A 12,651-nucleotide genomic window follows, 5' to 3' on the forward strand; every position below is an offset into this window, starting at 1 on the left:
GATTTACTTAGTGTCGACAGGCCCTAGTTCAGGTACTTATCCAGAATCGCCTGGTATTCACCACTGGTCTTCAGTTCTGCCAGCGCCTGATCAAAAGCGGCAACAAACTCCGGTGATGTCGCGGCTTTGCTGATAAGGAAGTAGATGTCATCGGAGTAGACCGTCATGAGGGTTTTGAAACGGCCGCTGAAGCCTTCTTTTTTCAGCCCTGCTGCGGCGGAGAACGGGTCAGCCAGAAAGCCATCCAGCCGTTTCGCCGCCAGCTTTTTGTAGTTGGTTGCATCATCACCGGCATCGGCCAGACGGGCTTTGAAACCCGCATCATTTTCCAGAGCCGCATAATCTTCGCCGTAGTAATAACCGCGGGTAATGCCAAGGGTAAAATTCTTGCCGATCAGATCCTTCAGCGAGGTGATACTGGCGTAGCCTGCGGCATCCTCGTTACGCACTATCATCACTGCCGATTCCGTACGGTATGGCGTGCTGAAATAGCCAAATTCTTCGCGTTCAGCGGTACGTGAGGCACCGCCGGTCAGGTGCAGATCACCAGCGGCCACTTCTGTCAGCAGGCGCTTCCAGGGCCGGTTCACAAAGGTAAAAGGGCAGCCCATGCGGGTCAGAATGGCGGTCGCCATATCCAGATCCAGACCAGTAAAAGTTCCTTGTTCTTCATAGGCATAGGGCAGCCAGGGCTCCCAGCCCACCTTAACGCCACCCGTCGGACAAACCGGAGCAGCCTGAGCCGGAAACATCAGCAATACGCTGAACAGTGAGGCAATCATCATCGGAAATTTCAGTGTCATGGTGCAGTCCTTCGGCCTGTGCGGATAGTGACCAGTGTAGGTAGTTTTCAGAGTCGCGGAGTGCCAATGATGATCGCAGGCAGGTATGTCAGCTTTGCCACATGATCCACTGCCCCATATTGCCTGTTGATGACTTTAAGGTTGGTTTAAGCATGGCCGCTCTACGCTGGGTGTAAATCCTGAGGAGAGGTCGTTATGACACACACAATCAAAGTCTGGGACCCGCTGGTGCGTATCTTCCACTGGTCGCTGGTGCTGTTTTTCTTTATCGCTTATCTGAGTGAAGACGAGTTCGAAACCCTGCACGTCTGGGCTGGTTACAGCGTGGCTGCGCTGGTCACCTTTCGCCTGGTATGGGGGCTGATTGGCAGCCATCACGCACGTTTCAGCGACTTTGTGACGTCCCCGCGTGGCGTATGGAATTATCTGATTGCCATTCCGGCCGGTAAGGCGCGCCGCTACATCGGCCACAACCCGGCCGGGGGTGCCATGGTGGTTGCCCTGCTGTTAGCGCTGACCGGCACCGTGGTATTCGGTATGGCAACGCTGGGCGCGGATGAAAACGCCGGGCCATTAGCAGGCACCTGGCTGGCCTCTTTTGACGAACACACGCTGAAAGAAATCCACGAATTTTTCGCCAACAGCACACTGGCGCTGGTCTTCCTGCACGTTGCCGGGGTGCTGTTCAGCAGTTTGCATCACCGCGAAAACCTGGTGCGCTCAATGATTCACGGTCGCAAAGAAGCACGCTCTGACGACATTGACGGCCAGGGAGATCAGCATGAATAACCTGACCCGCCGCGCCTTGAGTGCGGCTCTTTTTACCTTAAGCCTGCTCGCCACCAGCCTCAGCTATGCCGACGCCAGCGTCCAGCTTCAGGCTCTGCAAGCTGGCGGAGCGGGGCCATTCTCAGCCGCCGCCGGTGAGGCGCTGTGGCTGCAGGACAACAACGGGCGCAGTTGTGCCAGCTGCCACGGACGCGATCCGGCACAGCCCGGCAAACATCAGAAAACCGGCAAGCTCATTGAGCCGATGACGGTGCACGCCAACCCGGAGCGCTTTACCGATGCCGCCAAAACAGAGAAGTGGTTCCTGCGTAACTGCCGCTGGACGCTGGGCCGCGAGTGCAGTGCGCAGGAAAAAGGCGATGTGATTACCTGGCTCAGCCAGCCCTGATTCGGAAAAACGGAGAATAACCATGAGCAAACTGAACGCCCTGCGTTTTGCCACCGGCACACTGCTGCTGGGCAGCGCCCTGACCCTTGGCATTTACGGCCTGAGCACTCTGAATAATCAATCCTTCGCGGATGACGATGATGATGAGCACAGCGAATACCGGCCGCGCAGCGAACAGCCCGGCACAGATACCGCCGCAGCGCAGCAATACAAACAAGAATGCGGCAGCTGCCATCTGCCTTATCCGGCCAAGCTGCTGCCGGCGCGCAGCTGGCAGACGATGATGGCCAGCCTTGATAATCACTTTGGTGACGATGCCTCGCTGAGTGCCGCCGCTCAGGCAGAGATTCTGGCCTACCTGAGTGCTCACAGCGCCAGCAATCACACACGCTACCTTAAAGGCCTCGCCTACAACGACACTCCTCAGCGCATCACCGAACTGCCATACTTTAAACGTAAGCACCGGGAAGTACCGGAGCGTATGGTCACTGGCAATCCGCAGGTTGGTTCATTCAGTCAATGCGACAGCTGCCATAAAGATGCCGCACAGGGGAAATTCAATGAACATACGGTGGTTATTCCTGGCTTTGGCCGTTGGGACGATTAATCCGGCCTTTGCCGGAAAACATCCCGACCAGACCCAGATCAGGGCCTGGGTGGAGCAGGGTGAGATACTCTCTCTGGAAGCCATTCTGCAACGGCATCCTCTGGGTGGTGAACTGCTGGATGCCGAAGTGGAATGGGAAGACGGTGTGCTGGTGTACGAACTCAAATGGCTCGATAGCCACGGACAGCGACATGAAACCTATATCGACGCCCGCAGCGGTGCCTGGCTGGAGGATGAAAGCGATGACGACTGAGGCCCGGCCGCTGTGAAGCTGCTGCTGATCGAAGATGACCAGCAACTGACCGATGCCCTGCAGCCGCTGCTGCGCGAAGCCGGTTACGCGGTAGAGGTCAGCCACGATGGCATTGATGGTGAGTTTCTCGGCAACGAGTTGCAGCCGGATCTGATCGTGCTTGATCTCGGCCTGCCGGGTAAAAACGGTCTGGACGTGCTGCGCAGCTGGCGCAATGCCGGTAACCGCACGCCGGTACTGGTGCTGACCGCACGTGACGCCTGGCATGAGCGGGTCGACGGCCTCAAAGCCGGTGCTGATGATTACCTCGGCAAACCTTTTCACAGCCAGGAGTTACTCGCCCGGCTGGAAGCCATCGGCCGCCGGCAGGGCGGCCAGGCCAGTAACGCCCTGAGCTGGCGCGGTGTGACACTGGATACCGAACGCCAGCAAGCCAACAGCGCCGATGGCCGCACCATCGAGCTGACCGCGATTGAATTCCGCCTGCTGCGCTACCTGATGCAGCACCCGCAGGATGTGCATTCCAAAACCCGCCTCAGCGAACACGTCTACGAAGAAGAGCAACAGAAAGACAGCAACGTGATTGAGGTCTACATCAACCGCCTGCGTCAGTACTTCGGCAAAGACTTTATCGAAACCCGCCGTGGGCAGGGCTATCAGCTGGCGGCGGACACACAAACATGATTTCACTGCAGCAACAGCTGCGCCGGCAATGGTTGCTGACCTTACTGCTGCTGCTGTTACCGCTGCTGTGGCTGGCCGACTATGGCGTGCGCCAGCTCACCACCCACACCGTGCTCAGCCGTCTGCAACACGATGCCGACGGTCTGATTGCCGCCCTGACACAGGACGCTCAGGGCCACTGGCAGGTGGATGACAGCCGTCTGGGCACACTCTATCAGCGTGTGTACTCCGGCCATTATTTTGCCATCCGCGACCAGCAGGGCACCGACCTGCGCAGCCGCTCGCTGTGGGATAAAGAACCACCCGCTATTCAGCTGGCCAGCGGCGTTGTCCGGCACTGGCAGCAACCCGGCATTCAGGGGGATCAACTCGATGAACAGTGGCTCAGCCAGGCGCAGGGCATCCGCGTACAGAATCACGACTTTACCCTGTGGGTGGCGGAAGACATCGCGCCTCTGCACAACGAACTCAGCCAATACCGGCTGGCGGCCCTCGCCCTCGTGATCTGTGCCATGCTGCTGTTAATGCTGATCCAGCGCCGCCAGCTGAGCCGCGCCTTCACCCGGCTGGAACCCTTACAGCAGCAACTGCGCGAACTGCGTTTTGGCGAGCGCGACGGCCTGAATGCCGCCGCCGGTCATTACCCGCAGGAAGTGCAGCCACTGACCGAAGAAATCGATCGCCTGCTCAGCCTGTTGCAGCAGCGGGTCAGCCGCTCGCGTAACGCGCTGGGTAATCTTGCCCACGAAATGAAACGCCCGCTGCAACAGCTGCAGCTGCTGGCGGAACAGCTTGATCCACAGCACCAGCAACAACAGCGCGAAGCTCTGCAGCGCCTGCGGCAGCTGGTCGAGCGCGAACTGAAGCGCGCCAGAATTGTTGGGATGTCATCCCCCGGGCGGCAAACCAAACTGAGTGAAGACCTGCCACCACTGCTGCAGGTGCTGCAACAGCTTTACCCACAGGTTCGGCTGCAGGCGCATTATCCACAAAGCGGCGTTCTGCCGCAGGACCGTGACGATATGCTGGAGCTGCTCGGTAACCTGCTCGATAACGCCTGCAAATACGCCAGCGGGCAGATTGATCTGCACATCAGTAGCCATGAAAACGACTGGCAGATTATGGTGTCGGATCAGGGGCCGGGCATCGACCAGCGCGAGCGCGAACGGCTGCTGCAACGCGGCACCCGCCTCGACGAAGACAGGATTCAGAACAACGCTCAGAACAACGTTCAGGGCAGCGGTCTTGGCCTGGCAATTGTCAGCGATATTGTGGCCAGCTACAGCGGCAGCCTGCAGCTGCGCGCCAACCAGCCACAGGGGCTGTGCGTTATTGTGACGCTGCCCGCGACAGCCGGTCGTTAACCGCCAGCCAGTCTTCTGTTCCCGGTGGTTGCTCCAGCCAGAGCTGGCGATAACCCAGCTGGTCGGCTTCATGCAGTGTCTGATACAGCGTCTGCGCAAAAGCGGGCGCATTATCCGGCAGAATCAGCGCCCGCTCACGGCCACAGGCCAGACCAATCAGGCGCGGTGACCACAGCAGCAGGCCGGTGTCATCGCCAACCCCGTCTTTTATGAAATCCGCCAGTTCGTCACTGCTGAACAGATGCAGCGGAGTGCGCGGCTGATAATGCGCCTGCACGTTACCCGGCACCGCTTCGTTGTGCTGCTGCGGTACCTCAACCGGCCGTCCCAGCACCTGCTCTATGGCAATGCGGCTGATCGGCCCGGCGCGCAGGATACGGATGCCCTGATCTGGCTGAGTGAGATCGACAATGGTCGATTCCAGTCCGAATTCACAGGCACCACCATCCAATACCGCGGCAATACGGCCATCCAGTCCGGCCATCACCTGCGCCGCCGAGGTCGGGCTTAACGCTTTGTACGGGTTCGCCGAAGGCGCAGCCACACCACTGCCGAGCTGGCGCAATAAGGTCTGCAACAGCGGATGCGCGGGGACGCGCAGGCCAATGCTGGGCAGACCACCGGTTACCTCTTCAGGTACATCCGCCGCCTTAGGCAACAGCAACGTCAGCGGTCCGGGCCAGAATGCCTGTGCCAGCTGCCAGGCCTGCGGCGGCACACTGGCCGCCCACTGCGGCAGTTGTTCTGCACTGGCCAGATGGACAATCAGCGGATGATTGGCCGGACGTCCCTTGGCAGCAAAAATAGCGCGTACCGCCGCCGCATTACGGGCATCGGCGGCCAGGCCGTAAACGGTTTCGGTCGGTACGGCCACGCATTCGCCAGCCTGTAATAACTGCACGGCGCGTTGCAGGCCGCTGTCGCTGAGGCCATCAAGCCACTCTGTTTTCATAGTCGGTCATCGTTTTCATAGTCGGTCATCGTTTTCAGGGGTTACAGCACGGGCAATCGAACGGATCGGCCTGTGCGCTAACCGGATATGTCCGGGTAAAGCCGCAGGCACAGTGTGCCGTGCGGCGCTGAATTTTATGGGTCGCTGCGCCGCAGCCTGCGCAGGGCAGACCGGCCTCAGCGTCGTCGGGCCAGAAACCGGGACGCTGACAGGCCGGACACTGGGCTGCCAGCCGTTGTGCCAGATTGTCGGCCGCGGCGCGGATGCGCTGTGAGCGCAGCGGGCTGTGCATCGCCCGCCAGTCAGGCTCCAGCGTCAGCGGCCAGGACGATACCCGCTCCAGAACCTGCGCCGCGCTCGTCAGTCCTTTATAGGTAAGGTCGCCGTCACGTAATATCCAGCCCTGACCGGGATGGCGGCTGAGTAACTGAGCCAAGGCCTGCTCATCGGCCAGCGTCTGCACACCGAGTGGCGCAGGCCCGGCGGCGACGCCAGTGACGCACTGACCGGTGTCGTGGTTAAACAAAGCCACCAGTTCCTGCTGCCAGGGCAGCAGACCGGGGTATGGTCCGCCACCAAAGCTGCCTTCACTGCCCAGACCCAGCCCGCAACCGCTGAGATCCGCTGCCAGTATGGCTTTCAGGCGCACCACATCCAGCGCGGGCATGGGCCGTTCGATCTCGCCGGAAAAGGTGCCCAGCTGGTCGGTATCCCAGTAGCCGATACTGATCACGCCAATCTCCTGCGGGCGCAGCGCAGCCGCCAGCAGCGGGCCTTTGCCATGACGGGTCAGCAGGGCGGCGACCGGCATCAGAAATAGCCCTCACGCTTTTTCTTTTCCATCGAACCGGCCTGGTCAGCATCCAGCAGCCGCCCCTGGCGCTCGCTGGTGCGGGTGGTGAGCATTTCCGCGACGATGCCTTCTACCGTGGTGGCGCGGCTTTCGACCGCACCGGTCTGTGGATAACAGCCCAGCGTACGGAAGCGTATCCAGCGCGGTTGCAGTGATTGCAGCTCACGCGCGGACAGATACGGGCGCATACGCTCATCGTCGAGGGCGAGAATCTGACCGCTGGCGTCGTCCACCCAGCTCAGCCGTTCAGCGGCAAAGTAGAGCGGTACGATGTCGATGTTTTCTTTCAGGATATAGAGCCAGATATCCAGCTCGGTCCAGTTTGACAGCGGAAACACACGCACCGATTCGCCTTTGCGGATCTGGGTGTTGTAGATCGACCACAGCTCCGGCCGCTGGGCTTTCGGGTCCCAGCCGTGGCTCTCACTGCGCACCGAGAACACCCGTTCTTTGGCGCGCGACTTTTCTTCATCACGGCGGGCCCCGCCCAGTGCGGCGTCAAAGCGGTAATGGTCCAGCGCCTGCTTCAGCGCCACAGTTTTCATCTGGTCGTTGTACTTTACCGAGCCGGATTCCACCGGATGCACACCGGCGGCCAGCGCCTCTTCGTTGGTGTGCACCAGAATCTGCAACTGATGTTCGGCGGCCAGCCGGTCACGGAAGTGCGCCATTTCGGCAAACTCCCAGGTGGTATCCACGTGCAGCAGCGGCATCGGCACCCGGCCGGGGTAAAACGCCTTGCGCGCCAGATGCAGCATGACGGTGGAGTCTTTGCCGATGGAGTAAAACATGCACGGGTTATCGAACGCCGCGACGACCTCACGGATAATGTGGATCGCCTCGGCCTCCAGCCGTTGCAGATGGCTTATGCGTCTGGCCAGGGTGTCAGTCATGGCCTGCCTCCTGCTCTGACTTTGTTTCCAGCCATGCTCCCTGATAAAGACGCGCAGCCACGCCGTTATCATCCAGCCGGAACAGGTACAGCCAGTCGTTATCCACCAGCTGGCGCACGTTTTCGTGACGTTCGACGATGGCGGCAATGGCCTCGGCCGGTGCCTGAATGTACACGCTCAAACGCAGCGGTTCGTGCATCCATTGCTGGCCATCATGCACCGACTGCTGCGGCAGGCCGATGCGCAGGTCACCGCCGTTACCTTCAAACACGCCGAGATTACCCCCCACCACGTTGTGCAGCACTTTGTTGCCACTGCCGTATTTCAGCGGGTCGCTCACCGAGGCGTTGTATTGCATATTGATCCAGTGCGTTACCACCATCGGTGCGGTCATAATCAGTTCCAGCACGCTGAAGCTGGCGTCGTCTTGCCAGATATAATCGTGCAGGAAGGTACGACCACCGAAATTCAGCCCGCGGGTACGGCTGCGCGGCGCGACAATAAAGGCGCTGTTACCCGCCAGCCCCCATTCAGGGCGTACCTCTGACCAGTCGAGCGCACGCCGGCTAATCGCCGCATCCAGTGTTTGCGGCTGATTGAAGCAAGGCTCATGCGCCAGCCCCAGGGCCGTGGCGCGCTCCCGCTGAGCCAGCAACGTGGCATCGCTGAGCCATTGTCCGGCGGCGGCGGTCACCTGACTGAAGCAGTGGATATGATCGGTGGTGGTGTTATGCAGCGCCGCCACAAAGCGGGTGCTGTGCGGAATAACCCGGCCACGGTCGGCCAGTGCTTTGCGCACGCCATCATCGTTCAGCAGCTGTGCCAGCACCTGTACGTTGACTGCACCGGTCTGACCACCGCAGGCACCACAATCCAGCCCCGCCGCATGCGGGTTGTTGGTGGTGTGGCTGCCATGCCCGACCAGCAGCACTTCGCCCGCCAGCCGTTTCAGGCTCATGGCTTGCAGAATGCCGTCGGCCAGATCGGTTTTTTCGCTCAGGGTCAGTGGCCGTTCACCGTTCCACAATGTCCATTGGCCGGTGACCGGCCAATCGTTTACCGGATGCGCTTCGGCTTCCAGACCAAAGGTTTTACGCAGCAGTTTGGCGGCGTAACTCAGCCCGGCCGCTTCGACCATGCTGAATGAGGTGGCGGCACCGCGGCTGAAATCACTCCATGCCGCGTCTTTCTGCTGCTGTTCTCTTCTGGCAAAACCCAGCGCCTGGGCTTCATGCCCGCCTTCGCTGACGCGCAAACCGGCGGCCAGCAATCCCGGCAACTGCGGCCGGTTAAGGTCTGTGCCTACCGGGGTATAAGCGACCGGCAAGCCAAAGAAACCGGCAAACCCCAGTGTCTGAATATCCGGGCACTGGGCTTCCAGCGCCCGCCGCATGACCTCGGAACGCACATCAATGCAGAAAATGGCCTGCAGTTTCGGCTGCGGCGAGGTGGCCAGCGGCTTCTGCGCCAGTATCTGTAATTCCTGCTGCTGACGGGCAATCTCTGCCGCCCGCTGCCATACCCACAACGGTTTCTGCGCCTGCCGTTGCTGTGCCACCAGCGCACTCAGTTGCGGCAACTGGCTGTACCACTGTTGTTGCAGTTGTTGTGCGCCCTGCTCATGGCGCAGCTGCCAGTGACGCCACAAAGCCAGCTCCCAACCAAGGCGAATGGCAACCAGCTGCGGCAAGGCATCATCGCTGCCCCCCTCCAGCCGCGACTGCCAGCGCTGATAAGCAAACCAGGACGCCCAGCCGTTGATATCGAGCAGCAGCGCATGGGCATACGCTTCGATCTGGTCCGGCGTGCTCAGACCCAACTCCGCCAGTGCAATCAGAATCAGCGCTTGCGGATCGTCCGGCAGCTCGCGGAACGCTTTGGTCAGGCCCGGCTCGCCCATCAGAATGGCAATGCCACGGTCGGCACGGATCTGCTTAACCCAGCTCAGATACAAATGGCGTGCGGGTTGCGGCCCCGACTGCTGGCAAAAAGCCGCACAGAACTGGCTGATCTGATGGGTGATTTCATCGCGCCAGGCCATCTGGTGCTGACGGTCACGGGTACTGTCGAGCCAGTCCGACAGGTTATGCCAGTGCGCTTCTGCCGCCGGTTGTTTCAGCGTCTGCAGCAGCGCTTCGATATCGTCAGTCGCGCCCAGCTCGGCCGCAGCTCGCAGCAAGTGGGCGTCACGGATCTGGCTGCGCTGCCACAGACGGGCATAGTGATCGGCCGGCATCAGGCAGCGAATGCGGCCCAATGCTTCCAGGCGTGCAGCGGCATCGGTAAATGGTTGATCGCGCAATTCCCACAGCGGGTTTACCGCAATGAACTGATCCAGTGGCCAGGTGGGCGCAATGCGTTTTCCGGCGGCATCCACCGCCGCCAGCAATGCCATGGAATCGACCGGGACGTTTGACAGGTTCATAACAGTTGCTCCTTATTGTCGTGGCATGTGACCGCTACTGCCGAAGCATCGTGCTGCCCGGCAGAATGTTGAGGCTTATGTTTAGGATTGGCCCGTACCGGCAGACGTGCAGGCCACAGACGCAGGGTGATGCGGGTAAACCATTCGTCCAGATACAGACCGGCAAACAGAGCCACCGATAAACGCTGCACCGGCGGCCACTCGGGACGCCAGCGCAACAACCACCAGAGGGCGAACAGCAGCAGGAACAGCGCACCGGCCCACAGGTCCGCAGCACTGAACACCCCGGGCCGCAGCAGCGCTGTCAGATCGCCGGTCAAAGGCATCATCAGGGTTTTAAGCACGCTGTAAGCCAGAGCCAGCGCCCCCGCCAGCAGCAACGGCCGCAGCCAGACGCCATCACGAATGCTGTAGGTAAGCCATGCGGTCAGCGCCAGCGCCAGCAGCAACCAGCCGCTGAACGGCTGGGCTGCCGGATGCAGCAATGCCGACAACCACCAGGCCGCCGTCACCAACGCCACGGCCGGCCACAAAGCCAGCAACCAATGGCGCGCCGCCGGTGGCGGGCTAATCAGCAGCGACTGTTGCACATGCTGCTGCACCGCCGAACCGGAACTTAAAAACGCCCAGGCTTTGTAAGCCGAGTGCGCCAGCAGATGCAGCAACGCCAACTCCACCAGGCCCAGCGCACATTCAATCAGCATCAGACCCATCTGCGCGCTGGTTGACCACGCCAGCCGCACCTTCACACTGATGCGGGTGGTCATAATCAGTGCTGCCAGTACCGTCGTCAGACCAGCCACCACCAGCACCAGCCACTGCGCCGCAGCCACCTGCAAAAACAGCGGGGCGAACAGAATCAGCAGGAAGCCACCGAGGTTAATCACCCCGGCATGCAGCAGGGCCGATACCGGCGTCGGCGCTTCCACCACCTGAATCAGCCAGCCGTGTACCGGCAGCTGCGCACATTTGATCAGGGCGGTCAGCGCAATCAGTACGGCGGCAACCTGCTCACTCAGGCTCAGGGCGGCCGGGGTCTGGTAAGCGCTCAGGATGGTGTCGATATTGGCCGTGCCGTGTTGTTGCCACAGCAGATAAAAGGCAACCAGCAGAGAGGTTTCTGCCAGCCGCGCCAGCAGGAATTTTTTATGCGCCGCCAGCGCCGCGCGCGGACGGTCGGGGTAGAACATCAGCAACTGATGCAGCGCCAGACTGATGGCAATCCAGCCCAGCACAAACAGCAGTAAGTGATTGCTGATAAACACCAGCGCGACCGCTGCCAGCGTCAGCAACAGCCAGCGCAGATAACGGCCAAAGCCCGGATCAGCAGCCAGATAACGGCGTGAGAACTTCACCACCACCAGTGCCATCACACTGAGCAGCAACAACAGCGTCAGGCGCAGGGGATGATCGCTCAGCCAATGCCGCTCAGCGGCCGGAAACAGCAACGCCAGCGCAATGGCGCTCAGGGTCAGCACGGCAATGAGTTGCACCGCACGCCAGGCAACGTGCCAGCGCTGGTCATCGTTAAAGGCAAAACGCCGGGTCTGCAGACCGGCAGGAACAGCGGCCAGTATCAGTGTCAGCGGGATCGCCGCCAACACAATGGCCATCAGCAGAGAGGAAATACTCATGGTACGCAACCTCCTGGTTCATGGATCAGGTGTGCGTACAGTATGTCGGCGCTGGTTAGCACAGGTAAAATAGATATAAACTCACAGTTCATTCACTTTTAGAGAACGATTAAGTGAGCCGCCTTAATTACCATCATCTGCATTATTTCTGGCGCGTTGCCACGCTGGGCAATCTGACCGAAGCCGCGCGCCAGCTGCATGTCTCGCAATCGGCGCTGTCGGCACAGATCCGCGCGCTGGAAGAGAGCATGGACACTCAGCTGTTTGAGCGCAGCGGCCGCCGTCTGCTGCTGACCGCCACCGGTCAGCGGGTGCTGGGCTATGCCAACGATATTTTCAGTCGCGGTGAAGAGCTGGAATCGCTGCTGCGTCACGGCATTGAGCCGGAGTACCAGCAACTGCGTATTGGTGTGTTATCCACCATGTCGCGTAACTTTGTTGAGGGCTTTATCGCGCCGCTGATCAATCAGCCGAAAGTGCGCTTCAGCCTGCATGCGCGAGGGATGGCCAACTTACTGAATGGCCTCGCCAACCACCAGTTTGACCTGATTCTGACCAACAGTAACGTCGCCGCGGACGGCCAGGACACGCTGTGGCAAAGCCAATTGCTGGCCCGCCAGCCATTGGCCGTGGTCGGCCCGCCAGAGCAAAAGCCGGAGGCAGAATTTCCGCAGGGATATGACGGCAGACGCTGGGTGTTACCGGCCAGTGGCACGGAACTGCGCAGCGCCTTTGATGGCTTTTGCAGTCGCTGGCATTACGAGCCGGACGTGCAGGCAGAGGCCGACGATATGGCGATGCTGCGTCTGCTGGCGCGCGATACCGGCGCGCTGACTGTGCTGCCCAACGTGGTGGTGAAAGATGAGATTGCCCAAGGCACACTGCAGGAGTTTATGACCCTGCCCAATGTGTATGAAAACTTCTATGCGGTGAGCGTAAAACGTCAGTTTGTCTCACCGGTTCTGACCGGGTTACTGGGGCAGCAAAGCCTGCGCAGCTGAACTGG

At 60.4% G+C, this 12,651-nt stretch carries 13 protein-coding genes; 7 read left to right on the top strand and 6 right to left on the bottom strand.

Annotated features, from left to right (window positions below):
* Positions 1 to 23: 23 nt before the first annotated feature.
* Complete coding sequence (locus tag NYR02_RS09140; protein WP_260976054.1) at positions 24 to 803, bottom strand: substrate-binding periplasmic protein; 780 nt, start codon at positions 801 to 803, stop codon at positions 24 to 26.
* 195 nt (positions 804 to 998) lie between these two features.
* Between NYR02_RS09140 and NYR02_RS09145 the strand changes: the two genes are divergently transcribed.
* The 6 genes from NYR02_RS09145 to NYR02_RS09170 are packed head-to-tail and all read left to right on the top strand — an operon-like array spanning position 999 to position 4,888.
* Positions 999 to 1,592 (top strand): cytochrome b/b6 domain-containing protein, encoded by a 594-nt coding sequence (locus tag NYR02_RS09145; protein WP_260976055.1) that lies wholly within the window; start codon positions 999 to 1,001, stop codon positions 1,590 to 1,592.
* Positions 1,585 to 1,980: a DUF1924 domain-containing protein gene (locus NYR02_RS09150; RefSeq protein ID WP_260976056.1), complete on the top strand. Its 396-nt coding sequence runs from the start codon at positions 1,585 to 1,587 to the stop codon at positions 1,978 to 1,980. Before NYR02_RS09145 ends, NYR02_RS09150 begins: the two co-directional genes overlap by 8 nt.
* 22 nt (positions 1,981 to 2,002) lie before the next feature.
* Positions 2,003 to 2,587, top strand: coding sequence for a diheme cytochrome c (locus tag NYR02_RS09155; protein ID WP_260976057.1), 585 nt, complete (start codon positions 2,003 to 2,005; stop codon positions 2,585 to 2,587).
* Positions 2,541 to 2,840, top strand: a complete 300-nt coding sequence (locus NYR02_RS09160) for a PepSY domain-containing protein (RefSeq protein ID WP_260976058.1) — start codon at positions 2,541 to 2,543, stop codon at positions 2,838 to 2,840. The genes NYR02_RS09155 and NYR02_RS09160 overlap by 47 nt, the downstream gene beginning before the upstream one ends.
* Before the next feature lie 12 nt (positions 2,841 to 2,852).
* Complete coding sequence (locus NYR02_RS09165) at positions 2,853 to 3,524, top strand: response regulator transcription factor (RefSeq protein ID WP_260976059.1); 672 nt, start codon at positions 2,853 to 2,855, stop codon at positions 3,522 to 3,524.
* A complete protein-coding gene (locus NYR02_RS09170) occupies positions 3,521 to 4,888 on the top strand; it encodes a sensor histidine kinase (protein ID WP_260976060.1) in 1,368 nt (455 codons plus the stop codon). The genes NYR02_RS09165 and NYR02_RS09170 overlap by 4 nt, the downstream gene beginning before the upstream one ends.
* Here the strand turns inward: NYR02_RS09170 and NYR02_RS09175 are convergent.
* From NYR02_RS09175 to NYR02_RS09195, 5 genes are read right to left on the bottom strand one after another with little or no spacing between them, the layout of a single operon-like run.
* Positions 4,854 to 5,840: an L-threonylcarbamoyladenylate synthase gene (locus NYR02_RS09175; protein ID WP_260976061.1), complete on the bottom strand. Its 987-nt coding sequence runs from the start codon at positions 5,838 to 5,840 to the stop codon at positions 4,854 to 4,856. The two genes, NYR02_RS09170 and NYR02_RS09175, sit on opposite strands and share 35 nt — an antisense overlap.
* Before the next feature lie 34 nt (positions 5,841 to 5,874).
* Positions 5,875 to 6,651, bottom strand: a complete 777-nt coding sequence (locus NYR02_RS09180) for a DUF6671 family protein (protein ID WP_260976062.1) — start codon at positions 6,649 to 6,651, stop codon at positions 5,875 to 5,877.
* Positions 6,651 to 7,586 carry a sulfate adenylyltransferase subunit CysD gene (cysD, locus tag NYR02_RS09185; protein WP_260976063.1) on the bottom strand — a complete coding sequence of 312 codons (936 nt, stop codon included), beginning with the start codon at positions 7,584 to 7,586 and terminating at the stop codon, positions 6,651 to 6,653. Before cysD ends, NYR02_RS09180 begins: the two co-directional genes overlap by 1 nt.
* The gene (locus NYR02_RS09190; RefSeq protein WP_260976064.1) at positions 7,579 to 10,011 is read right to left on the bottom strand and encodes a YbcC family protein; all 2,433 of its coding nucleotides are present in this window, start codon (positions 10,009 to 10,011) and stop codon (positions 7,579 to 7,581) included. The genes cysD and NYR02_RS09190 overlap by 8 nt, the downstream gene beginning before the upstream one ends.
* Positions 10,008 to 11,645 (bottom strand): NADH-quinone oxidoreductase subunit L, encoded by a 1,638-nt coding sequence (locus NYR02_RS09195; RefSeq protein ID WP_260976065.1) that lies wholly within the window; start codon positions 11,643 to 11,645, stop codon positions 10,008 to 10,010. The genes NYR02_RS09190 and NYR02_RS09195 overlap by 4 nt, the downstream gene beginning before the upstream one ends.
* A gap of 113 nt (positions 11,646 to 11,758) precedes the next feature.
* Between NYR02_RS09195 and NYR02_RS09200 the strand changes: the two genes are divergently transcribed.
* Entirely contained in the window at positions 11,759 to 12,646 is an 888-nt protein-coding gene (locus NYR02_RS09200) for a LysR family transcriptional regulator (protein WP_260976066.1), read from the top strand.
* Positions 12,647 to 12,651 lie beyond the last annotated feature (5 nt).

Source organism: Thalassolituus pacificus, from assembly GCF_025318105.1.
Taxonomy (GTDB): Bacteria; Pseudomonadota; Gammaproteobacteria; order Pseudomonadales; family Oceanobacteraceae; genus Venatoribacter; species Venatoribacter pacificus.

Excerpts from the sequence above, each read along its gene's own strand:
- NYR02_RS09175 (WP_260976061.1), bottom strand. The coding sequence starts at position 5,840 with ATGAAAACAGAGTGGCTTGATGGCCTCAGCGACAGCGGCCTGCAACGC.
- NYR02_RS09155 (WP_260976057.1), top strand. The coding sequence starts at position 2,003 with ATGAGCAAACTGAACGCCCTGCGTTTTGCCACCGGCACACTGCTGCTG.
- NYR02_RS09190 (WP_260976064.1), bottom strand. The coding sequence starts at position 10,011 with ATGAACCTGTCAAACGTCCCGGTCGATTCCATGGCATTGCTGGCGGCG.
- NYR02_RS09180 (WP_260976062.1), bottom strand. The coding sequence starts at position 6,651 with ATGCCGGTCGCCGCCCTGCTGACCCGTCATGGCAAAGGCCCGCTGCTG.
- cysD (WP_260976063.1), bottom strand. The coding sequence starts at position 7,586 with ATGACTGACACCCTGGCCAGACGCATAAGCCATCTGCAACGGCTGGAG.
- NYR02_RS09145 (WP_260976055.1), top strand. The coding sequence starts at position 999 with ATGACACACACAATCAAAGTCTGGGACCCGCTGGTGCGTATCTTCCAC.
- NYR02_RS09140 (WP_260976054.1), bottom strand. The coding sequence starts at position 803 with ATGACACTGAAATTTCCGATGATGATTGCCTCACTGTTCAGCGTATTG.
- NYR02_RS09195 (WP_260976065.1), bottom strand. The coding sequence starts at position 11,645 with ATGAGTATTTCCTCTCTGCTGATGGCCATTGTGTTGGCGGCGATCCCG.
- NYR02_RS09150 (WP_260976056.1), top strand. The coding sequence starts at position 1,585 with ATGAATAACCTGACCCGCCGCGCCTTGAGTGCGGCTCTTTTTACCTTA.
- NYR02_RS09160 (WP_260976058.1), top strand. The coding sequence starts at position 2,541 with ATGAACATACGGTGGTTATTCCTGGCTTTGGCCGTTGGGACGATTAAT.
- NYR02_RS09170 (WP_260976060.1), top strand. The coding sequence starts at position 3,521 with ATGATTTCACTGCAGCAACAGCTGCGCCGGCAATGGTTGCTGACCTTA.